Origin of the sequence: Frigidibacter sp. MR17.24 (genome assembly GCF_037095655.1) — a bacterium.
In the GTDB taxonomy this organism is placed as follows: domain Bacteria; phylum Pseudomonadota; class Alphaproteobacteria; order Rhodobacterales; family Rhodobacteraceae; genus Frigidibacter.
This window is the reverse complement of sequence record NZ_JBAWKE010000006.1, coordinates 61,702-83,000: the sequence shown is the minus strand read 5'-3', so window position 1 is coordinate 83,000 and position 21,299 is coordinate 61,702. Positions and strand designations below refer to the sequence as shown.

The 21,299-nt window shown below is 70.6% G+C and carries 19 protein-coding genes; 7 read left to right on the top strand and 12 right to left on the bottom strand.

Going from position 1 to position 21,299, the window contains the following annotated elements; translation table 11 throughout:
* The first annotated feature begins 1 nt into the window (after position 1).
* Complete coding sequence (rlmH, locus tag V8J39_RS17510; protein WP_336462239.1) at positions 2–472, top strand: 23S rRNA (pseudouridine(1915)-N(3))-methyltransferase RlmH; 471 nt, start codon at positions 2–4, stop codon at positions 470–472.
* Here rlmH and V8J39_RS17505 read toward each other — a convergent pair.
* The 6 genes from V8J39_RS17505 to V8J39_RS17480 all read right to left on the bottom strand — a co-directional run bounded on the left by V8J39_RS17505 (position 460) and on the right by V8J39_RS17480 (position 8,297).
* Entirely contained in the window at positions 460–1,692 is a 1,233-nt protein-coding gene (locus V8J39_RS17505; RefSeq protein WP_336462238.1) for a glycosyltransferase, read from the bottom strand. The genes rlmH and V8J39_RS17505 overlap by 13 nt on opposite strands.
* Complete coding sequence (locus V8J39_RS17500) at positions 1,689–3,401, bottom strand: ABC transporter ATP-binding protein (protein ID WP_336462237.1); 1,713 nt, start codon at positions 3,399–3,401, stop codon at positions 1,689–1,691. The genes V8J39_RS17505 and V8J39_RS17500 overlap by 4 nt, the downstream gene beginning before the upstream one ends.
* Entirely contained in the window at positions 3,398–4,513 is a 1,116-nt protein-coding gene (locus tag V8J39_RS17495; protein ID WP_442902608.1) for an ABC transporter permease, read from the bottom strand. Before V8J39_RS17495 ends, V8J39_RS17500 begins: the two co-directional genes overlap by 4 nt.
* A gap of 1 nt (position 4,514) precedes the next feature.
* Positions 4,515–5,612 (bottom strand): microcin C ABC transporter permease YejB, encoded by a 1,098-nt coding sequence (locus V8J39_RS17490; RefSeq protein ID WP_336462236.1) that lies wholly within the window; start codon positions 5,610–5,612, stop codon positions 4,515–4,517.
* 1 nt (position 5,613) lies between these two features.
* Positions 5,614–7,599: an extracellular solute-binding protein gene (locus V8J39_RS17485; protein ID WP_336462235.1), complete on the bottom strand. Its 1,986-nt coding sequence runs from the start codon at positions 7,597–7,599 to the stop codon at positions 5,614–5,616.
* Between the two features lie 164 nt (positions 7,600–7,763).
* Positions 7,764–8,297, bottom strand: a complete 534-nt coding sequence (locus V8J39_RS17480) for a c-type cytochrome (protein WP_336462234.1) — start codon at positions 8,295–8,297, stop codon at positions 7,764–7,766.
* Positions 8,298–8,443: 146 nt separating this feature from the next.
* Between V8J39_RS17480 and V8J39_RS17475 the strand changes: the two genes are divergently transcribed.
* Entirely contained in the window at positions 8,444–9,286 is an 843-nt protein-coding gene (locus V8J39_RS17475; protein ID WP_336462233.1) for a prephenate dehydratase, read from the top strand.
* A gap of 117 nt (positions 9,287–9,403) precedes the next feature.
* On the opposite strand, the gene V8J39_RS17470 is transcribed toward V8J39_RS17475, so the two are convergent.
* Complete coding sequence (locus V8J39_RS17470; protein WP_336462232.1) at positions 9,404–9,874, bottom strand: SRPBCC family protein; 471 nt, start codon at positions 9,872–9,874, stop codon at positions 9,404–9,406.
* A gap of 40 nt (positions 9,875–9,914) precedes the next feature.
* The gene (nudC, locus tag V8J39_RS17465) at positions 9,915–10,907 is read right to left on the bottom strand and encodes an NAD(+) diphosphatase (protein ID WP_336462231.1); all 993 of its coding nucleotides are present in this window, start codon (positions 10,905–10,907) and stop codon (positions 9,915–9,917) included.
* Between the two features lie 216 nt (positions 10,908–11,123).
* Between nudC and V8J39_RS17460 the strand changes: the two genes are divergently transcribed.
* From V8J39_RS17460 to V8J39_RS17440, 5 genes are all read left to right on the top strand, one after another.
* Positions 11,124–12,863, top strand: coding sequence for a 5'-nucleotidase C-terminal domain-containing protein (locus V8J39_RS17460; protein ID WP_336462230.1), 1,740 nt, complete (start codon positions 11,124–11,126; stop codon positions 12,861–12,863).
* 137 nt (positions 12,864–13,000) lie between these two features.
* Entirely contained in the window at positions 13,001–14,017 is a 1,017-nt protein-coding gene (locus tag V8J39_RS17455) for an ABC transporter substrate-binding protein (RefSeq protein WP_336462229.1), read from the top strand.
* 82 nt (positions 14,018–14,099) lie between these two features.
* Positions 14,100–14,888, top strand: coding sequence for an ABC transporter ATP-binding protein (locus V8J39_RS17450; protein WP_336462228.1), 789 nt, complete (start codon positions 14,100–14,102; stop codon positions 14,886–14,888).
* Positions 14,888–15,652, top strand: coding sequence for an ABC transporter permease (locus tag V8J39_RS17445; protein WP_336462227.1), 765 nt, complete (start codon positions 14,888–14,890; stop codon positions 15,650–15,652). Before V8J39_RS17450 ends, V8J39_RS17445 begins: the two co-directional genes overlap by 1 nt.
* 332 nt (positions 15,653–15,984) lie before the next feature.
* Complete coding sequence (locus tag V8J39_RS17440) at positions 15,985–16,143, top strand: DUF3309 family protein (protein ID WP_336462226.1); 159 nt, start codon at positions 15,985–15,987, stop codon at positions 16,141–16,143.
* Positions 16,144–16,190: 47 nt separating this feature from the next.
* Here the strand turns inward: V8J39_RS17440 and V8J39_RS17435 are convergent, their stop codons facing one another.
* Genes V8J39_RS17435 through V8J39_RS17420 form a run of 4 tightly spaced genes read right to left on the bottom strand, consistent with a single transcriptional unit; the run spans position 16,191 to position 21,272 of the window.
* Positions 16,191–18,029, bottom strand: coding sequence for a glycosyl transferase (locus V8J39_RS17435; RefSeq protein WP_336462225.1), 1,839 nt, complete (start codon positions 18,027–18,029; stop codon positions 16,191–16,193).
* Positions 18,026–19,117 carry a hypothetical protein gene (locus tag V8J39_RS17430; RefSeq protein WP_336462224.1) on the bottom strand — a complete coding sequence of 364 codons (1,092 nt, stop codon included), beginning with the start codon at positions 19,115–19,117 and terminating at the stop codon, positions 18,026–18,028. Before V8J39_RS17430 ends, V8J39_RS17435 begins: the two co-directional genes overlap by 4 nt.
* The gene (locus V8J39_RS17425) at positions 19,114–20,133 is read right to left on the bottom strand and encodes a glycosyltransferase (protein WP_336462223.1); all 1,020 of its coding nucleotides are present in this window, start codon (positions 20,131–20,133) and stop codon (positions 19,114–19,116) included. Before V8J39_RS17425 ends, V8J39_RS17430 begins: the two co-directional genes overlap by 4 nt.
* Positions 20,130–21,272 (bottom strand): UDP-galactopyranose/dTDP-fucopyranose mutase family protein, encoded by a 1,143-nt coding sequence (locus V8J39_RS17420; protein WP_336462222.1) that lies wholly within the window; start codon positions 21,270–21,272, stop codon positions 20,130–20,132. Before V8J39_RS17420 ends, V8J39_RS17425 begins: the two co-directional genes overlap by 4 nt.
* Between the last annotated feature and the right edge of the window lie 27 nt (positions 21,273–21,299).

Sequence of the window (21,299 nt, the reverse complement as noted above, 5' to 3'; positions counted from 1 at the left end):
CATGAGGGTGCATCTCTGCGCGGTGGGCCGGATGCGATCCGGCCCCGAGCGCACGCTCGTCGACGATTACCTGACCCGGTTCGACCGCACGGGGCGCGCGCTGGCGCTTGGCCCCGCGACCGAGCACGAAGTCGAGGACCGCAAGGGCGGCGGCATGGAGGCCGAGGCCGAGCTGCTGTCGCGCGCGATTCCCGCCGGCGCCCTGATCTGCATCCTGGACGAACGCGGGCGGGTGATGTCCTCACCCGACTTCGCCGAGCAGCTGGCGCGCTGGCGCGACGGCGGCCGGCAGGACGTGGCGATGGTCATCGGCGGCGCCGACGGGCTGGCGCCGGCGCTGCGGCAGCGGGCGGATTTCGCGATCAGCTTCGGCGCGATGGTCTGGCCGCACATGCTGGTGCGGGTGATGGTGGCCGAACAGCTGTACCGCGCGGCCTCGATCCTGGCCGGATCGCCCTATCACAGGGTCTGAGACCGCACCCTTCCCTCGACGAAATCGATCATCGCCGGCAGGCAGCGGCTGCGCAGGTCGTAGTCGCGCAGGGCCCGCGCCCGCGCCGCCAGGCGCAGGGGCTGCATCGACGCCGGGTCGGCCAGCGCCGCGGTCAGGGCCTGCGACCAGCCGGGGATGTCGAAGAAATCGACCAGGCGCGCCTCGACCCCGTCGGTCACCGCCTCCTGCACCGGCGCGGTGCGCGAAGCGACGAGGGCGCAGCCCGCCGCCATCGCCTCGACCATCGACCAGCCGAGGACGAAGGGATAGGTCAGGTAGGCATGGACCCGGCTGACCTGCAGCAGCGACAGGTAGGTCGGATAGGGCACGCGTCCAAGGAAATGCACCCGCGACAGGTCGAGGCGATCGCCGACCTCGGCCAGCATCTTCTCGCGCCAGCTGGCCGCGTCGCGCGGCAGCCCGCCATAGCCGCGCCCGTCGTCGCCCACCAGCACCACCTGCGCCTCTGGCCGCGCCGCCATCACCTCGGGCAGCGCGCGCATCAGGACGTGGAAGCCGCGATAGGGATCGAGCCGGCGGTTGACGAAGCTCAGCACCTCGTCGCCGGGGGCCAGCACCCGGCCGTTCGGCAGCGTGAGCCGCGCCTGCGGGTCGGGCCGCACCCGGGCGGTATCGACGCCGTCGTGGATCACGCGGATCTTCGCCAGCAGCTCGGCCGGGAAGGTCCCGGCCTGAAAGGCGGTCGGCGCCACCGCCGCATCGGCATCGATCATCGCCTGCAGCATGTGCGCCCGCCGCCCCGAGGTGGTGATCCGGCTGTCGAGGTCGGGGGTCTGGAACTCGGCATCGAAATCGGTGTCGAGCCCGGTGGTGCGGTACATCAGCTCGGCATAGGCCAGCATCCGCGCCTGCGGCCAGACCTCGTTGAGAAACAGGGTTTCGCCCCAGCCGGAATGGCCGAAGATCACGTCGGGCACGAAGCCGTGGCGGTCGCGCAGCTGTGCCGCCGCGCGCGCGGCCCGGCCGCCGCGGAAGGCCGCGCGTGCGAAGCCGGCACCGGGGCCGGTGATCTTGTCCTCTTCCGCCTCGCTCCAGCGGTAGCGCGCGATCGTGGTGTCCGGCGCGCGGCCGTTGGTTTCGGCCGTGAGCGCGAGGACCTCGTGCCCGCGCGCCTTCAGCGCCGGGGCGAGGTGCAGGAACTGGCCCGGGAAATTCTGGTGGACCAGCAGGATCTTCATTCGTGCTCGCGTGGTGGGGGCGGTGGCGCCGTCGGCGAGGCCATGCGGTCGGGGGTCAGCACCTCGTCGGCGGGCGGCAGGGCTGCGCCGGCGGCGGCGGCCCCGTGCGAGGGACCGGGCGCGGCATGGCCGAAGGCGGCGGCGAACAGCTCGCGCGTGTAGGGATGCGACGGCGCGGCGAAGACCGCGTCGGCCGCGCCCGCCTCGACCACGTCGCCGCGCTTCATCACCATCACCCGGTGCGACAGCGCCCGCACCACCCGCAGGTCGTGGCTGATGAACAGGTAGGTCAGGCCGTGGCGCTGCTGCAGGCTGCGCAGCAGCTCGACGATCTGCACCTGCACCGTCATGTCCAGCGCCGAGGTCGGCTCGTCCAGCACGACGACCCTGGGCCGCAGGATCATCGCCCGCGCGACCGCGATGCGCTGGCGCTGCCCGCCCGAGAACTCGTGCGGGTAACGCTCCATCGCGGCCGGGTCCAACCCGACCTCGCGCATGATCTCGGCCACCATCTCGCGGCGGTCGCGGCCCGGCTCGACCCCGTGCACGCCCAGCCCCTCGGCGATGATCTGCTCGGCCGTCATCCGCGGCGAGAGGCTGCCGAACGGGTCCTGGAACACGATCTGCATGTCACGGCGCAACTTGCGCAGCTGGCCCTTCTGCCAGCCGGCGATGTTCTGGCCGGCATAGAGGATCGGCCCCTCGGACCCGATCAGCTTCATGATCGCGAGCGCGAGCGTCGTCTTGCCCGAGCCGCTTTCGCCGACGATGCCCAGCGTCTCGCCCTGCCGGACCGACAGCGAGGCGTCGTTGACGGCCTTCACGTGGCCCACGGTCTTGCGCATCAGCCCGCGCTGGATCGGGAACCAGATCTTCAGATGCTCGGTGCGCAGGATCTCGGGCGCGTCCTCGGGGATCGGGTCGGGGCGGCCGGTGGGCTCGGCGCCCAGCAGCTTGCGGGTGTAGGGGTGTTGCGGATTGGCGAAGATCTGCTCGGCCGGTCCCTGCTCGACGATCTCGCCGCCCTGCATCACGCAGACCCGGTCGGCGATCCGGCGCACGATGCCGAGGTCGTGGCTGATGAACAGCAGGCTCATCCCCTCGGCCGCCTTCAGCCCGGCCAGCAGGTCCAGGATCTGCGCCTGGATCGTGACGTCGAGCGCGGTCGTCGGTTCGTCCGCGATCAGCAGTTCCGGGCCGTTCGCCAGCGCCATCGCGATCATCACCCGCTGCCGCTGTCCCCCCGACAGCTGGTGCGGATAGTCGGCCAGCCGGCTTTCGGGATCGTTGATGCCGACCTTGGTCAGCAACTCGACGATGCGGTCGCGCGCGGCCTTCCCCTGCAGCCCCTGGTGCAGCGCGAGGCTTTCACCCAGCTGCTTTTCCAGCGTGTGCAGCGGGTTGAGCGAGGTCATCGGCTCCTGGAAGATGAAGCTGATGTCATTGCCGCGCACCTTGCGCAGCCGCGCCTCGGGCGCACCGACCATCTCCTGCCCGGCATAGCGGACCGAGCCGGCCATCTCGGCATTGCGGCCCAGAAGCGCCACGGTCGACAGCGCCGTGACCGACTTGCCCGAGCCGCTCTCGCCCACCAGGGCGACGGTCTCGCCCTTGGCGACGTCGAAGCTGACGCCCTTCACCGCCGGGATCAGCCGGCCGTCCTGCCGGAACGAGATCTTGAGGTCTTTGACGGAAAGGATCGGGGTCATGCGAAGGTCTTGCGGGGATCGAAGGCGTCACGCACCCCTTCGAAGATGAACACGAGCAGCGCCAGCATGATCGCATAGGTGAAGAAGGCCGAGAAGCCGAGCCAGGTGGCGGTCAGGTTGTTCTTGGCCTGAAGGCTCAGCTCGCCCAGCGACGGCGCGGCCGAGGGCAGGCCGTAGCCGAGGTAGTCGAGCGCGGCCAGGCTGCCGATCGTGCCGGTGATCAGGAAGGGCAGCATCGTCAGCGTCGCCACCATGGCGTTGGGCAGGATGTGGCGGAACATGATCTTGGCGTCGGACACGCCCAGCGCCCGGGCGGCGCGGACATATTCGAAGTTGCGCGCGCGCAGGAATTCGGCCCGCACCACGCCCACCAGCGCCGTCCAGCCGAACATGATCGAGATGCCGACCAGCAGCCAGAAGCTGCGCCCCAGGATCGCCGAGAGGATGATGATGATGTAGAGCGAGGGCGTCGAGGCCCAGATCTCCAGCACCCGCTGGAAGATCAGGTCGACCCAGCCGCCGAAATAGCCCTGCACCGCGCCGGCGGCGATGCCGATCACGGTGGACACGCCCGAGACGATCAGCGTGAACACCACCGCCAGCCGGAAGCCGTAGATGATCCGCGCCAGCACGTCGCGCGCGGTGTCGTCGGTGCCAAGCCAGTGCTTGGCGTCCGGCGCCGAGGGCGCGGCGCCGACGTTGTTCACGGTGTCGTAGCTGTAGGGGATGATCGGCCAGAGCATCCAGCCGGTCTCGACCCTCTCGCCGTCGACCATGCCGGTGGCATAGGCCTGGTTCTGCACCGCGACCGGGTCGTCCCAGCACTCCTCGCGCCCGCCGGTCTTGATCAGGCACTGCACGCCGGGATCGGAATAGACCGCCTCGGTCTGGAAATCGCCGCCGAAGGTGGTTTCGGGATAGTAGCGGTAGATCGGGAAATACCACTCGCCGCGGTAGCTGATCATGAACGGCTTGTCGTTGGCGATGAACTCGGCGAACAGCGACGCCCCGAACAGCAGCAGGAAGATCCACAGCGACCAGAAGGCGCGGCCATTGGCGCGGAAGTTGCGCCAGCGGCGCTTGGCCAGCGGTCCCATCGTCAGCACGCCCATCTCAGCCCGCCCTCTTCTCGAAGTCGATGCGGGGATCGACGAACACGTACATCAGGTCGGACAGGATGCCGACCAGCAGCCCCACCAGCCCGAAGACATAGAGCGTGCCGAACACGACCGGATAGTCGCGCTGCACCGCCGCCTCGTAGCCCAGCCGCCCGAGGCCATCGAGCGAGAAGATCGTCTCGATCAGCAGCGACGAGCCGAAGAACACGCCCAAGAACAGCCCCGGGAAGCCCGCGATCACGATCAGCATCGCGTTGCGGAACACGTGGCCGTACAGCACGCGCGATTCCGTCAGCCCCTTGGCGCGGGCGGTCATCACGTACTGCTTGTTGATCTCGTCAAGGAAGCTGTTCTTGGTCAGCAGCGTCAGCGTCGCGAAGCTCGAGATCGTGGTGGCCACGACCGGCAGGGTGATGTGCCACAGGTAATCCAGCGCCTTGCCCCACAGCGAGAGCGTCGCGAAATCGTCCGAGGTCAGGCCGCGCAGCGGGAACACCCGCCAGTAGCTGCCGCCCGCGAACAGCACGATCAGCAGCACCGCGAACAGGAAGGCCGGGATCGCGTAGCCCACGATGATGATGCCCGAGGTCCAGGTGTCGAAGGCGGTGCCGTCGCGCACCGCCTTGCGGATGCCCAGCGGGATCGAGATGATGTAGGCCAGCAGCGTCGACCACAGCCCGAGCGTGATCGAGACCGGCATCTTCTCCTTCACCAGCTCGACCACCGAGATCGAGCGGAAATAGCTCTCGCCGAAGTCGAAGCGCAGGTAATCGCCCATCATCGTCACGAACCGCTCCCATGGCGGGCGGTCGAAGCCGAACTGCTTCTCGAGATCGGCGATGAAATCGGGCGGCAGGCCGCGCGCCCCGGAATAGCCGCTGTCGTTGCCGGCCCCGAGGTTGGTGCCGCCCCCCGCCCCGGCATCGCCGGTGCCGCCCGACAGCACGTCGAGCCCGCCCGCGCCGTTGACCTGCGCGATGATCTGCTCGATCGGGCCGCCGGGGACGAATTGCGTGAGGGCGAAGTTGATCAGCATGATCCCGAACAGGGTCGGGATCATCAGAAGGATCCGCCGCAGGATGTAGGCGGCCATCTTAGCGCAGCGCCCCCTGCGACTTCAGCGCGTTCAGCTTGTCGGCATCCGACCACCACAGGCCGTCGCCGCGCGAATAGGGCGGCTGCTCGGGCGGGCGGCCGAAGACGTCCCAATAGGCGATCAGGTACTTGCCGGAATACCAGTTCGGCACCCAGATCTGCTTGTAGCGCAGCACCCGGTCCAGCGCCTTGGCGCGGGCGTCGAGTTCCTCGCGCGAGGTCGAGGCGATGACCTCCTCGATCAGCGCGTCCACCACCGGATCGGCGATGCCCGAGAGGTTGGCGCTGTCGGGCGTGGTCGCGGCATCCGACGAGAACAGCTGGCGCAGCTCGAGCGAGGGCGAGAAGGACATCGTGAAGCGGCCGGTCAGGATGTCGTAGTCGAAGTTCTTCTGCCGCTCCTGCATCTGGGCGCTGTCGATCTGGGTGAACTTGGCGTCGATCCCGATCTGGCGCAGGTTCTGCACGTAGGGATTGATGATCCGCGCGAAGCTGCCGCCGTCGTCGATGAATTCGAGCGTCAGCACCTGCCCCTCGGCGTTGCGGCGCAGGCCGTCGTCGCCGACGCTCCAGCCGGCCTCGTCCAGAAGCTTCGAGGCCTGGCGCAGGTTCTTGCGGTCAAGCTGCTGGTCGCCGCTCACCGGCGGCTCGAACGCGGGCTCGGTGAAGATCTCGGGCGGCAGCTGGTCCTTGAACTTCTCGAGCACGGCAAGCTCTTCGCCCTGCGGCAGGCCCTCGGCCTGCATCGGCGAATTCTCGAAGAAGCTGTCGGTGCGCTGGTAGAGGCCGTAGAACAGCGTCGAGTTCGTCCATTCGAAGTTGAACGCAAGCCCGATCGCCTGGCGCACCTTCGGATCCTTGAACTTGTCGCGTCGCAGGTTGAACCAGAAGCCCTGCGTGCCCGAGGGCGTGTTGTCGGCCAGCTCCTCGCGCTTGACGAAGCCCTTGTCGAGCGCGGGGAAGTTGTAGCCCGTCGCCCAGATCAGCGAGAAGAATTCCTGGTGGAACAGGTATTCGCCGACCTTGAACGCCTCGAAGGCGGCGTTGTTGTCGGCGAAATACTGATAGGTGTAGCAGTCGAAATTCGCGCCGCCGACGTTCACCGGCAGGTCCTTGGCCCAGTAGTCGGGATTCTTGCAGTAGGTGATCTGGCGGCCCGGCTGGGCGTCCTTGACCACGAACTGGCCCGAGCCGACCGGCGGGGTCATCGTCGATTCCGAAAAATCCTTGTCGGCCCAATAATGCTCGGGGATGATCGACAGCCCGCCCGCCAGCAGCGGCAGGTCGCGCTTGACCGAGGTCGGGGTGAAGGTGAACTTCACCGTGTGATCGTCGAGCGCCTCGACATCCTGGATGTCGCGAAGGCTGATCTTGTAGCTGGGCGATCCCTTCTCCAGCAGCACCTTCCAGCTGAACACCACGTCCGAGGCGGTGATCGGCTCGCCGTCGGCGAAGGTCGCCTCGGGGCGCATGTGGAAGATCACCCAGGAGCGGTCCTTGGGATAGTCCACGCTTTCGGCGACCAGCCCGTAGGCGGCGTCGGGTTCGTCGGGCGAGCCGGTGAGCAGGCTGTCATAGGTCAGCCCCAGCCCCTGCGCCGGTTCGCCCTTGAGGATGAACGGGTTGAGGCTGTCGAACGTGGCCGAGGCGCCGGTGCCGCGGAAGGTCATCGTGCCGCCCTGCGGCGCATCGGGGTTCACGTAGTCGAAATGCGCGAAATCGGCCGGGTATTTCAGGTCGCCGAAGGTCGAGATGCCGTGCGAATGGATGATCTCGCCATCGGGGCGCTCGGCATCGGCGGGCACCGCGTCGGGCTCGGCCGCGACGGCGGCCGGATCGGGGCTGGCCTGGGTCTGCGCGGCGAGCGGCGCCGCGGCAAGAAGCGCGATCAGCGCCGCCGTGCCGGCCAGCCGCACCCGTCCCCGCCGCCCGGTGGCCGCCGCGCCGTGGTCCAGATCGCGCTCCGGTGTCGGTCGATGGGTCATCCGCTTCTCCCTTGGCGCCCCCGGGCGGGGCGGCATGTCGTTCGTCGTGACAAGCTAAAGCGCGGGAAAGGCGGGCTTCAAGTTGCGAATGCGTGAAACGCGCCGCCGTGAACGGCAAGGGCCGCCCCTGGGCGGCCCCGAACCCCTGTCTGGACAGGCCCGGCCTAGCCGCCGAGCGATTCCAGATATTTGATGATGTTGGCGCGGTCCTCGATCTTGGGCAGGCCGGCGAAGGCCATCTTGGTGCCCGAGACGACGCCCTTGGGGTTGGTCAGGAAGGCCTCGAGCGCCTCGGGCGTCCAGTCGCCGCCATGCGCCTGCATCCCGCCCGAATAGCTGAAGCCGTCGACCGAGGCGACGGGGCGGCCGACCACGCCGTCGAGATGCGGCCCGGTGGCGTTGCTGCCGTCGATCTTGTGGCAGGCGCGGCACTTGCCGAACACCTTCTCGCCCGCGGCGGCATCGGCCGAGGCGAAGACGGTCGCGAAATCGGGGCCGGCCTCGGCGCTGTCCGACCCGCCCTCGGCGGCGCCGGTGTCGATCACGTAGGCCTGGTGCAGTTCCTCACCCTCGCCGCCGGCATGTTCCCCGGCACCGGTGTGGTACAGCGCCTCGGCCGCGAAATTGCCCAACAGAAGGATCAGCAACGAGCCGCAAAGCGCACCGCCCACCTTGGTGACGGTCATCGTGTCGAACATGCCTTGCCCTCCCGCTGGCGTCCTCACTCCTCGAAGGCTATGTACCCGCTTCCCTTGAAGCAATTCAAGGTTTACTTGTCGCGCCCGAATGTCGCGGGCACGCACCGGCGACGTGACCGCACGGCAGACGAGACGGGGTAGAGACGATGTCGCAGACCGAGGGCCGCATTTCGTTCCAGGGGGAACCCGGAGCCTATTCGCACCAGGCCTGCCGCCAGGCGCGCCCCGGCATGGAGGCGGTGCCCTGCGCCACCTTCGAGGACGCGATCGAGATGGTGCGCAAGGGCGAGGCCGACCTTGCCATGCTGCCGATCGAGAACTCGACCTACGGCCGGGTCGCCGACATGCACCACCTGCTGCCGGAAAGCGGGCTGCACATCATCGACGAGACCTTCGTGCGGGTGCACATCAACCTTCTCGCCCTGCCCGGCACCAAGATCGAGGACATCGACCAGGCGATGAGCCACACGGTGCTGCTGGGCCAGTGCCGCAGCTTCCTGCGCCAGCACAACCTGACCCCGCGCACCGGTGCCGACACCGCCGGATCCGCGCGCCAGATCGCCGACTGGGGCAATCCCAAGATCGCGGCGCTGGCCTCGGAGCTGGCGGGCGAGATCTACGGGCTCGACATCCTCGCGCGCCACATCGAGGACAAGTCGAACAACACCACCCGCTTCCTGGTGATGTCGCGCGAGCCCGACCTCAAGCGGCGCGGCCAGGGCCAGATGATGACCTCGTTCATGTTCCGCGTCCGCAACATCCCGGCCGCGCTCTACAAGGCGATGGGCGGCTTCGCCACCAACGGCGTCAACATGACCAAGCTGGAAAGCTACATGGTCGACGGCCAGTTCACCGCGACGCAGTTCTACGCCGACATCGAGGGCCATCCCGACGACCGCAACGTGCAGCTGGCGCTGGACGAGCTGCGCTATTTCACCACGCAGCTGACGCTTCTGGGAACCTACCCCGCCGATCCGCGCCGGCGCTGAGGCGGGCCGGCATCCGGGCGGCGGCGGCCCGGGGAGCCTGGACCAGGCCGCCCGTGCGCGGGGCCCCGGTCCCGGCACGCGGGCCGATGCGTGAGGTGTGAGGCGCGAGGCGCGGTGTCAGCCGGCCCGGCTCTCGCGGCGGAACTCGATCTCTTCGGCCATCATCCGCACCCGGGTCTCGAACTTGCGCTCGAGCCGCGACTTGCCGAGCTTGACCGACTGCATGAGGATCCGCGAGGCGAGCGTCTTCGGCGTCAGCTCGAGCGCGACGGCGATGCGGGTGCGGCGCGGCGACAGCGCCTGCAGGCCGATCGCCAGCGTCAGGTCGAACCCGGTCGAGGTCGCGTCGAAGCGGATGTCGCGCGGGCGGTCATAGGTGGTCAGGTCGGCAACAAGGCTGCGCTCGCGGCCCCGCCAGCGGAACGACAGTTCCCACGACATGCCCTTGCCCGGCGCGGGCAGGCGGTCAAGCCGGCGCACCTGCGCCCCGCGCGAGCGTGCGAGCCGCTCGAACCCGTCAAAATCGGAAAGCTCGGCGAAGACGAACTCTGCCGGTGCCTCGATGTCTTCCTTGGTCGAAAACTTCATGCCGTCCTGCGCCTAAACGGCCCCCGCACCCGATGTGCCGTCATTCGAGCCGGTCCGCAAGCCATTGCCGCATCAGGTACCCCGCGATCGCGCCGCGCCGTGGCGCGCGGATCACGGGATGGCGGCCGGCGAAGACCTCGGCCAGTTCCTCGCGCGTGGCCCAGCGGGCGTCCTCGATCTCGACCGGGTCGATGGTGATCGCCTCGCTCAGCGCCTCGGCCCGCGCGCCCAGCATCAGCGAGGCCGGGAACGGCCAGGGCTGGCTTGCGACATAGGCGACCGCGCCGACCACGACGCCCGTCTCCTCGGCCACCTCGCGGCGGACCGCGGCCTCGAAGGTCTCGCCCGGCTCCATGAAGCCGGCAAGGCAGGAATACATGCCCTCGGGCCAGGCCGGGCTGCGCCCCAGCAGCAGGCTGTTGCCGCGGGTCACGAGCATGATCACCACCGGGTCGGTGCGCGGAAAGTGGTGGCGCCCGCAGGCCGGGCAGATCCGCGTCCAGCCCGCCTGCGCGATCTCGGAGGCGGCGCCGCAGGCCGAGCAGAAGCCGTGCCCGCCGTGCCATGTCACCAGCGCCCGCGCGGTCGCGGCCAGTTCGGCATCGAACGCCGCAAGCTCGGTCATCGTGCCGCGCAGCTCGCCGAAGCGGCAGCCCTCGGGCGCCTCGGGATGCCATTGCTCGGTCGGGTCGAAGAAGCTGCCGGGCATCGCCGGCTGTTCCGGCCCGGGTTCCCAGTCCGAGATGTCGGCGCAGAACATCGCCCGCCCGTCCGGCGCGAGGCCGAGGAACATCAGCGCGTGGCCGGCCAGCATCGCGTCGTCGGGCGCGACGAGGCCGAGCGCGCGCGCGCCCGGGTCCGCCGGCGCCGACAGCAGCACCTTGCCCCGCCACAGCGGCAGCACCCGCGCGTCGGCCTGGCGCTGCGCAAGCTCTGCCGGGTCGGCCCGCAGCCAGGCTGCCCGGTCGAGCCCGCCGCCGGCGAAGGCCAGATCCGCCAGTTCCGTGTCGCGTCCGCCCCCGGTGATCATCATCGCCGCCTCGTTGTCCGCCGGTCCCGTGCCGGTCGTGCCGGCACCGGCTTGGTGCCATGGCGGGGGGCCGAGAGAAAGCCCCCACGGCCCGAAGCGGCGAGCATTCGCGTAAAGGTTGACACACAGCCCCCCGACCGCGCCAGATGGGGACGGTATCAGGCCGCCTGCCCGGCCGTACGGGGGTGACAAGTGACGGCAGCTGTATCGAGACCGGCCGTGGCGACGGCGCGACTGACCGTGATGGTCACGTCGGACCTGCACTGCGAGGTCAGCGGATGGGACTACCTGCGCGACCGGCCGTCGCGCAGCGGCGGTCTGCACAGGCTGGCGCCGGTCATCGCCCGGCTGCGCGCGGCCGAGCCGAACACGCTGCTTCTGGACAATGGCGACCTGCTGCAGGGCAATCTCCTTGCGGACGAGGCGGCGCGGCTTGCGGGAGAGGCCTGGAACGCCCCCCACCCCGCGATCGCGGCGCTGAACGCGCTGGGCTACGACGCGGCGGGTCTGGGGAACCACGATTTCGACTATGGCCTCGACCGGCTCGACCGGGCGCTGGCCGCGGCGGCGCACCCGGTGACCTGCGCCAACCTGCGCCGCAGCGGCGCCGGGGCGCTGCCCAGGGACATCGTGCTCGAGCGGCGGGTGCTGTGCGACGACGGGGCGCGCCGGCCGCTGCGGATCGGGGTGCTGGGCCTGCTGCCGCCGCAGACGGCGCTGTGGAACCGCCACCACCTGCACGACCGGGCCGAGATCGGCGACATCATGGCCGCGGCGCGCGAACGGCTGCCCGCGCTGCGCGCGCGCTGCGACGTGGTGATCGCGCTCGCGCACACGGGCTTCGGCCCGCAGCTTGCCGAGCCGGGGATGGAGAACGCGGGCCACGCGCTGGCCGCGCTGCCGGGCATCGACCTGCTGGCGCTTGGCCACAGCCACCTGCCGCATGTCGCCACCACCCGCGACCGCGCCATCGTGCTGCCGGGCCCGCAGGGGCTGCAACTGGGTGTCGCGCGGCTGGCGCTGGAGTGGCAGGGCCAGGCCTGGCAGGTCACCGGCCGCCAGGCGGAGCTTCTGCGCGGGACCAAGGCGCCGCTGCCGCCCGAGACGCCGGCCCACCGCGCCGCCGTCGCCCTGGCCCGCCGGCCGGTCGCGCGGCTCGATCGCCCGGTCTCGACCCATTTCGCGCTGGTCGCCAGCTCGTCCGCGCTGCAGATCGTCGCCCGCGCCCAAGCCGGCCATGTCGCCCGCGCGCTCGACGGCCGGCCCGAGGCGCGGCTGCCGCTGGTCTCGGCCGTGGCGCCGTTCCGGTCGGGCGGGCGCTACGGGCCGGGCCATTACGCGCTGATCCCGCGCGGCACGGTGAGCTATCGCCACGTCGCCGACCTGTACCCGTTCGGCAACCGGCTGGTCGCGCTGCGTGTCACCGGCCGCGACCTGCGCAGCTGGCTGGAACAGGCCGCGCGGATCTTCCGCCGCCTGCGCCCCGGCGTCGCCGACCAGCCGCTGATCAATGCCGATGTCCCGCCCTGGACCTTCGACACGCTCTTCGGCCTCAGCTATCGCATCGACCTGTCGCAAGCGGCCTGCGGCGCCGGCGGCCGGATCCTCGACCTGTGCCATGCCGGCATCCCGGTCGAACCCGACCAGCCCTTCGTGATCGCGACCAACAGCCACCGCGCCACCACCGCGCCGGGCGAGCCGATCTATGTCTCGCGCGCGCCCGCCCGCGACATCCTGGTCGAGGAATTCGCCCGCACCGGCCGGCTTGATGCGGAACCCGAGCGGGCCTGGCAGTTCGCGCCCGTGCCCGGCGCGACGGCACTTGTCGACACCGCGCCCGAGGCGGCACAGGACGACCGGATGCTGGCCAGCCTTGGGGCCGAGGTGCTGGGCACGACCCCGGCCGGCTTCCTGCGCCTGCGCCTGCCGATGCATCCCCCTCCGCGCGCGCGCCCATGATTTCGGCAGTCGCCGGCGCGTCGCTTCTTTTGCGGGCGCCCGGCCCCGCCGCGGCCGCGTGCCGCCCCGGCACCCCTCGCGCGGCGCCCGGCCGCGGCGCAGTCTGGCACCACAACCAGACCAAGGGAGAGAGACCCGTGTTCCATCGCCTGACGGCCGCCGCCTTCGCCGCCGCCGCGAGCCTTGCCGCCTTCGCCGGCCCCGGCGCCGCCCAGACCGCCATGCCCTTCGCGCTGGACTGGAAGTTCGAGGGCCCCGCCGCCCCCTACTTCCTCGCGCTCGACAAGGGCTATTTCACCGAAGCGGGCCTCGCGGTCGAGATCTCCGAGGGCGCGGGCTCGCTCGACGCGATCCCGAAGGTCGCCACCGGCGCCTTCCCGGTGGGCTTTGCCGACATCAACAGCCTGATGAAATTCCTCGACCAGAACCCCGGCGCGCCGGTGATCGCGGTGATGATGGTCTATGACAAGCCGCCCTTCGCGGTCGTCGGGCGCAAGTCGCTGGGCGTGTCGGAACCCGCCGACCTCGCCGGCAAGAAGCTGGGCGCGCCGCCGCCCGACGGCGCCTGGGCGCAGTTCCCGATCTTCGCGGCGGAAAACGGGCTCGACATGGCGTCGATCACCGTCGACCCCGTCGGCTTCCCGGTGCGCGAGCCGATGCTGGCGCAGGGCAATGTCGACGCGATCACCGGCTTCTCGTTCTCGTCGGTGCTGAACCTCAAGCGGCTTCAGGTCCCGGCCGACGACATCTCGACCATCCTGATGGCCGACCACGGCGTCGCGCTCTATGGCAATGCGATCATCGCCAATGCCGACTACGCCGCCGCGCATCCCGAGGAGATCACCGGCTTCCTCAAGGCGGTGGCGATGGGCTGGAAGGATGCCGTCGCCGATCCGGGCACCGCAGTCGACGCGCTGCTCAAGCGCAACCCTGCCGCGGACAAGGCGCTCGAGACCGAGCGGCTGCAGATGGCGATCGACGACAACGTGCTGACCCCTTGGGTGAAGGAGCACGGCATGGGCGGCATCGACGCGGCGCGCATGGACAAGGCGATCGCGCAGACGGGCACGGTCTACGCGTTCAAGACCACGCCCGAGGCGGCGACCTATTTCACCGCCGACTACCTGCCCACCGACGGCATGATGCTGGAATGACGGCCGCAGCGTGACGACTGCACAGTGAGGGCTGCACCCCGGGGACCGATGGCCCCCGGGGGATCAACCGCGCGGGGACGGCGTGACAAATCTCATCGACATCAAGGGCGTGACCCACGCCTACAAGACCAAGGCCGGCCCGCTGCCGGTGTTGAACGACCTCAATGTCGCGGTGCCCGAGGGCGAATTCTGCGCCGTCGTCGGCCCCTCGGGCTGCGGGAAGTCGACGCTGACGAAGCTGGTCGCGGGGCTGATGAAGCCCGACCGCGGCGAGGTCTGGCTGCACGGCGAGCTGGTCAGAAGCCCGCGCAAGACCGTGGGCATGGCGTTCCAGAACCCGGTCATGCTGGAATGGCGCACGATCCTGGAAAACGTGATCCTGCCGCTGGAGATCGTCGCGCCCTCGATGCCGAAGGCGCAGAAGGAGGCCCGCGCGCGCGAGCTTCTGGCGATGGTGGGCCTTGCGGGGTTCGAGGGCAAGCGCCCGTCGGAGCTTTCGGGCGGCATGCGCCAGCGCGCCTCGCTGTGCCGCGCGATCGTGCACAAGCCCGACGTGCTGATCATGGACGAACCCTTCGGCGCACTCGACAACTTCACCCGCGAGGACCTGTGGCAGACCATGCGCGAGCTGCGCGCCAAGGAGCCCTTCACCTGCGTGCTGATCACCCACGACCTGCGCGAAAGCGTGTTCCTGGGCGACCAGGTGATCGTGCTGTCGGGCCGGCCGGCGACGACGCAATACGTGATGAAGGTCGATCTGCCGGCCGATCGCACGCTCGACATCCTCTACACGCCCGAGGTGGCCGAGATGCTGCACATCCTGCGCGACCAGATCCGGATCGCGCAGGGCCGCGACGGGGGGGCGCATTGATGGACCGTCTGCAGAAGGTCGGCGTGCCGCTGGCCGCCATCGTCATCTTCCTCGCGCTTTGGGAACTGCTGGTCTGGGCGAACGGCTGGCCGAACTATGTCATGGCCTCGCCCTCGGACCTGCCGGCGGCCTATGCGCGGTTCTGGAACCTGTTTCTGGTCATGGGCTGGCAGACGCTGTGGCGCACGGTGGCGGGGCTGGCGCTCGCGGTGGTGTTCGGGCTGTTCCTGGGCATGATCATGGGCTTTTCCAAGCTGATGCGCGACGCGCTCTATCCGCTGCTGGTGGGGTTCAACGCGGTACCCAAGGCCACGCTGGTGCCGGTGCTGTCGCTGCTGTTCATCGGCCGGCACGACTTCAACACCGTGCTGATGGCCTTCCTGATCTCGTTCTTCCCGATCGCGGTCTCGGTCGGCATCGGGCTCTCGACGCTCGAACCGGAATACCGCGACATCCTGCGCTCGCTCGGCGCGTCGCGCTTCACGATCTTCCGCAAGATCGCGCTGCCCAAGACACTGCCCGAGTTCTTCGGGGCGCTGAAGGTCTCGGTCACGCTCGCCTTCATCGGCACCAACCTGGTCGAGATCGTCTCGCCCCACGGTCGCGGCCTGGGCGCGCTGTTCAAGTCGGGCGAGACCAACGGCGACTATCCCCTGATGTTCGCGGTCCTGATCGCGCTCGCCTTCCTGGGCATCGTGCTCTACTACGCGGTCGTCGCGCTCGAGAAGATCTTCGCGGGCTGGGCCGAGCGCCCGCAGGGCTGACTACCGCCGGCCCGGCCGTCGCCAGTACGCTCACCGCGAGGCTGACGACGGCCTGATCGACCGTGCCCTGACTGACTGCGCCCCGATCGACTGCCCCCCGGTCGATCACCGCCCGGCTGACCATGGTATGGCCGACCACTGACCACTGCCGACCTGACCACGCCCGCCCGCGGCCCCCGGTCGCACCCCCCTGTCGCGGCTGTCGCCGCGCGCCGGGGGCTTTGCCCTGCGGCGACCGGCGTGTCGGGGTCAGGGAACCGCCGGCCGGGCTCGCGGCTTGCTCCCGACAGGCGACGCCCCGGCCCGGGGCGTCGCGGCAATGGGAGGACGCCATGACGCTTGGCACCATACTGCTTATCATCCTGATCCTGATCCTGATCGGCGTCCTGCCGACGTGGGGCCATTCCCGCAGCTGGGGCTACGGTCCCTCGGGCGGCGTCGGGCTCGTGGTGGTCGTGCTGCTGGTCCTTGTGCTGTTGGGCGCGATCTGATGCGCCCGGATCCGATGCGCCCGGTGGTCTAGCCCCGCGGGCGCGGCTCAGGCCGCATCCGCCCGCGCGCCCGGACCTGATCCGGGCTCGGCGGGCGGGTCGGCCACCGCCGGATCGAAATGGCGCGCCCAGAATTCGGGGCGCGTCAGCTGGGGATAGGCGGCGCGATAGCTCTGGGTCAGCGCGTCATGCCCGCGCAGCTGCCGCAGCGCGAGCGCGCAGGCCCGCCACAGCAGCGACGCCGCCCGCCGGTCGCTGCGTTGCACGACATAGCGGCTGCCATCCGCGCGGAAGGTGACGCTGTAGCGGTCGCAGCCCAGCACCCGGTCGCGGCTTGCCCGCTCTTCCGCGTGGATCGCCGCCCGCCCGGCCCAAAGCCGCCGCAACGGCAGCCCGTGGCCGTTCAGCGTCAGCCGCAACAGCGCCCGGAACAGCCGGAAGCGCAGCAACAGCCGGCGCGGCGCCACCGGCGGCGGCAGCCCGCGCCGCTCGTCGATCGTGTCGGCAGCAAGCGCGCGCCGCCGCGCCTCGGCCCCGGGCGCGTCCGCGAAGATCCGCGGCCCCTCGAGCACGTCGGCCCAGGCCGTCAGCTCGGCCGCGGCGCTGTCGTAGTGGAAGCGCGCGATCGAGGCCATGACGAAGCCCAGCGGCATCATCGCCAGCGCCAGCCGCCCCCGCGCCAGCCCGGGCAGCGAGAGGTGATGCACCAGATGGCTGCGCAGGTCGAGGTAGCGGGTCGTCGGGCTTTCCTTCTCGACGAAATCGTCCTGGAAGGCGACGATGCCATTCATCCGCACCGGCGCGAAATCGTTGGCCAGCGAGAAGCTGACATCGTCGCCGCGCACGAAGAACGGGAACGGCTCGGCCCGAAGCCCGGCGATCGGGAAGGCGAAGAACCAGAACCCCGCGTAGAAGTCCGGCGGGACCGGGCCCGAGGTCGCAAGCTCGAGCGCGAGGACCTCGTCGCGGCGGCGCAGGTCGCGCCCGCCCTGCTCGGGGCGACAGCGCAGGTCGAACCGCGCCCCCGCCTCCCACAGCGCCCAGCGATGCCGCGTCGAGATCATCGCGGCCGCAACCGCCCGGCGCGGGTCCCGCGCCCGCGCCAGCAGCCCCTCGGCCCGGTGCAGCGCCTCGAGCGGGATGGCGGCATCGTCATCCATGAACAGGCAATGGCTGAAGCCCCGCGCCCGCGCCTCGGCCAGACCGCGCGCGAAGCCGCCGGCCCCGCCGAGGTTGGGGTTGGCAAGCCGCTCGACATGCTGCAACGGCGGCAGCGTCAGCGTGCCGCCATTGTCGATCACGAAGACCCGCATCCGCCCGCCGGCGCCGCTGGCGGCGAGGTGCGCCTCGAGCCGCGCGGCGGTCGCCCGCGCCGCGGCCTCGCGCCGGTAGGTGGTGATGCAGATCGCCAGCCGCGGCCGCGGCCCCGGCACGGCCGCGGCTTGATAGGCCGCGCCGGCAAGCCGGCTGGGGCCCAGCGCGCGCAGCTCGAACCACAGGACGCTGCCCGGAACGGTCGTGTCGGGCGCCAGCGCCACCGTAACCTCGCCCTCGCGCGCCAGGCGCAGCACCTGCGAGGCAAGCAGCATCCAGGATTGTCCCGGGCTGGCCTGCAGCACCCGCAGCTCGAAATGGCCCTGCGCCCGCAGCCGCAGCGCCAGCGCCTCGACCGGGCCGTTCCAGTGCCATTTCGCGATCGACAGCATGTTGAAATAGCTGTCGAACCGCAGCTGGGCGCCCCGCTCCAGCCGCAGCTCGCCCCGCTCGAGATCCAGCGAGACCACGCCCTCGGCATGATAGTAAAGCTCGGGCTCGGTGCAGAGCCCGGGCTCGGGCAGGATGACGTTTTGCAGGATTTCGGGCGGCGGTGACGGAGGCATGGTCATGCGGGTTGATCCTCGGTGGTCGCGCGGCGGACGAGGCGCGCGACATCCCTGGGCAGGCGCGCCAGCACCCGCGGCAGCAGCGCCTCCTGGGCCTGCGCCTCGTCGACCGGCCGCAGCTGCGCCAGCCCGTCGAGATCGGGGAACAGCCGGCGCCCCGCGACGGCATCGAGCCGGGCGGCGATCGGCGCGAACCGGGCCGCGAGCCGGGCGCGGTTCGCAGGCCCCAGTAGCTCGACCTCGCGCGGCGCCGGATCGCCCAGGCCCGAGGACGCCTCGATCAGGGCCTCGATCACCGGGATCGCCTGCCCGGGCGCCGACTGCAGCGTGATCCGCCGGCCGATCGCGATCAGCGCCGGGTGCAGCGAGGGGTTCAACCGCTCGGGGGCCTCGAGCCCGTCGGGGAAGTCCAGCCCGCTTTCCAGCCGGAAATCCTCGATCGAGCCGCCGGCCGCCAGCACCTCGTCATAGCGGCGCAGCGACAGCCGTGCGCGCGGGAAGGCCGCGCGCCACGCCTCGATCACCCGGGCGTAGTCGACGTGGATCGTGTCGAGATAATCGTCGAGCCCGGCGCCGCTCAGGGGCTCCGGTGCCTCGCCGAAGCGCAGCCGCTGCGCGTGCCACGAGGCGAGATGCCGGTCTGGCCGGCGCAGGGTGCAGTGCAGGCTGACATCGGCGCTTGCGAACAGCTGCGCGAGACGGTCGATCAGTGCCGGGCGGTCCGCGAGCGTCGAGAAGCTTTCGGCGCACAGGATGATGGCCCGCGGCTGCAGGAACCGGACTTGGTTCGCGATTGACAGCAGCATCTGGTGCACCGAGGGCAGGCCGGGGTGCCAGGGCGGCACCCCGGCGCCGAGCGCCTCGTGCTTCATGCGGAAGACCAGCGCGTTGTGCGGCTCGCGCGCGTTGAAGCTGGTCTGGGCGGGCGCCTCGGGATCCGCGAGCTGGCGCAGCAGGATCGCCATCCCCTCGCTCTCGACCGGAGGGTAGAGGATGCCGGCCCGCGCCAGCGCGCCCGCGTTGCGCGACAGGAAGGCCTGCAGCGCGGTCGAGCCCACCTTGTGGTGGCCGATGAACAGGCAGACCCTCATGCCGCCCGCCGTTCCGGCGCGCCATCCGCGCGCCCGGCCGGGGCGGCGGCCGCGGCGCCCTCCGCCGGGAACGGGCCGGCCTGACGCTGCACCTCGGCCAGGGTCCGGTCGGTGCGCAGCCGGATCCCGTCGAGCGCCGCGCGCCACAGCAGCCCGAGATACCGGCGCCGTTCGGGGCGCGGATAGAAGCGCACCCGCGCCGTCCAGACCAGAAGCGCGAGCGGGACCACCAGTGCCGCCAGCGGCGCACCGGCCGCCGCCCGCAGCACCAGGATCAGGTTGCGGTGGTGGTAATAGGTCTTCCAGACCGGGCGGAAGATGCGGTGCCGCCCCTCGAGCGTCCGGCAATCGTGGATGAAGCGCAGCCGCGGGTCGAACCACAGCGTCAGCCCCTGCGCCCGCAGCCGCAGGCAATAGAGGACGTCGTCGCCGTAGATGAAGAGCCCGGCATCGGGCAGCCCGACCCGGCGCACCGCCGCGGCACTCAGGAACAGCCCGACGAAGGACGCGGCATCGGCAGGCCGCGGCGCCGGGGCGTCATAGGCGGGATCTGGCAGCCGGAACCGCCCGAGCCCGCCCAGGGCCATCAGCAGGAACAGGCCGGGCCGGGCAAAGGGGTTGAGCCCGGGGCGGTTCATCTCGCAGATCCGGCCGTCGGGCAGCCTGACCGCCGCCGCCACCGCGTCCGGCCCCGCCGGTGCCAGCGCGCGGAACCGGGCGATCGCCCCCGGCTCGGGCCGGCCGTCGTCGTCCATCAGCACCAGCCAGTCCGCCCCCGCGGCGACCGCCGCGGCCATGCCGCAGGCAAAGCCGCCGGCACCGCCGAGATTCTCCGCCTGGCCATGGCGCCGCAGCCGGGCATCGGGGATCTGCGCCAGCATCTCGGCCGTGCCGTCGCAGGAACCGTTGTCGACGACATGGACCACGTCGACCGGTTCCTGCAGCAGCGCCGTCAGCGTGCTTTGCAGCTGCTCGCGGCGGTTGTGGGTCACGACAACGGCATGCAGCTGCATCATCCGGCCGCCCGCAGCGGCTCGGCGGCCGCGCCGCTGGCGAGGAAGCCGCGGGCCGTGTCCAGCGCCTCGCGGATCGTCACGTCCATGTCGAGATAGCGGTAGGTGCCCAGCCGGCCGACGAAGGTCATCCGGTCGAGCTGCGCCGCCCGGGCCTGATAGGCGGCCAGCAGCGCGGTCTCGGCCACCAGGCGCACCGGGTAGTAGAGCGTGTCGCCCTCGCCCGCCGCGCGGCTGTACTCGCGCGAGATGATGCCGCGCGCCCGGCTTTCCCACGGCGCGAAATGGCCGTGCTGGGTGATCCGGGTCCAGGGCACGTCCGCATCGGCATAGTTCATCACCGCGCAGCCCTGCCAGTCGCCCTCGACGACCTGATGTTCGAAATCGAGCGTGCGATAGGGCAGCCGGCCGAGGTCGGCGCCGAAGAACAGGTCGAGCGGGCCCGAATGGAAGCAATGCGCGAAGTCCGCCTCGTCCCCGCGCTGATAGGGCCGGCGCAGGTGCACCGCGATGTTGGGATGGTCGAGGATCGCCTCGACCATGGCGGTGTAGCCCGCTTCCGGCATGCCCTGGTGGCGGTGGAAGAAGTAGTTGTCATCATAGGAGAACCGCAGCGGCAGGCGCTTGAGCACCGAGGCGGGAAGCTCTGCCGGCGAGCGGCCCCACTGCTTGAGGGTATAGCCCTCGAGGAAAGCCTCGTAGAGCGCGGGTCCGACCAGGGCCAGCGCCTGGTCGCGGAAGCTTTCGGGCACGCCCGGGCCGCGGATCGCCTGCGCCGCGACGAAGGCGCGCGCCTCGTCCGGGCGCAGGGCGAGGCCGAAGAACTGGTTGATCGTGTGCAGGTTGATCGGCATCGAGTAGACCTGCCCGCGCACGGTGGTCTTCACCTGGTTGCGGAACGGGCGGAACCGCGCGAAGCCGGTCACATAGTCCCAGACCGCGCTGTCGTCGGTGTGGAAGATGTGCGGCCCATGGACATGGACCATCACGCCGGTGTCGGGATCGCGGCGGGTGTGGCAGTTGCCGGCGACGTGGTCGCGCGCCTCGAACACGGTGACGGGGTGGCCGGCCAGGGCAAGCTCGCGGGCGATGACGGCGCCCGACAGGCCCGCCCCGACCACGAGAATGGGGTCGCGCAGCATGTATCCTCCTTCTCGGCGGCCGGTCGC